Below are 907 nucleotides of genomic sequence, written 5' to 3'. Positions count from 1 at the left end.
GTCAACGCGGACTGGGTCATGCGGATGAACATCCTGCCGGCCAAGAAGGCCGCCTCCAGGAACAAGCGCGCTGAAGAGAAGCTCAACGACGAGTACAACCAGCAGTCCGGGGACTCCCACGCCATCACCGGCGGCTCCACCCGACTGGACCGGATCGCTGAGGACCTCACCGCCTACCACGCGGCCCTGAACAGCTCAGAGTCCGAGGTCTCCGTCGACGCCGCGGTGATCTTCGCTGTCGGCGCGCCCACGGCAGAGATCGCCCAGGACCATGCCAACGCCATCGTGCGCGCCTACGAGTCCCGCGAGTTCAAGGTCACCACCCCCCTTGGATACCAGGAGGAGCTGTGGTGGGCCGCTCTGCCTGGCACCCCGAGCTCGGCGACGGTGAAGAAGCTGGAGCTGCTGGCCACCGGGCGGCACCTGGCCTTCGGGGTCCCGCTGGTCACCGACGCGCTGGGCACCCGCAAGGGTTTCCGCCTGGGAGTGAACATCTCCAGCTCGCGCCGCTCACCGGTCTTCATGGACATCGGCGGCCTGATGGAGGCCGACATGTCCGGCTCCTTCGCCGTCACCGGGGAGAACGGCTCCGGCAAGTCCACCCTGCTCAAGATCGTCGCCGGCAACGTCTTCGACCGTGGCGGTCAGGTGGTGGCCATCGACCGCTCGGACAACACGGAATGGGCAGAGCTAGGAACACTGCTCACCGAGGCCACCGGCATCGAACCGACCGTGGTAGAGCTGAGCAACACCCACTGGTCCCTGGACCCCCTGCGTCTGTTCCCACCGGCTAACGCCGCACGCGTGACCCGGTCCCTGTGCTCGGTCCTGCTGGGCTTCGAGGCCAACTCCCCCGAGGGCCGCCTTCTCGGCCAGGTGCTGCACCCCGACTACGCGGCCACCCATC

1 protein-coding gene is annotated in these 907 nt (G+C 67.6%); it reads left to right on the top strand.

What is annotated here, in order from left to right:
* Positions 1 to 18: 18 nt before the first annotated feature.
* On the top strand, positions 19 to 907 hold an 889-nt coding region (locus tag C6558_RS38775), incomplete at its 3' end, for an ATP-binding protein (protein ID WP_146160993.1).

The organism is Ensifer sp. NM-2 (assembly GCF_003024455.1).
GTDB lineage: Bacteria > Pseudomonadota > Alphaproteobacteria > Rhizobiales > Rhizobiaceae > Ensifer > Ensifer canadensis.
This window is presented reverse-complemented; position numbering and strand designations above follow the sequence as displayed.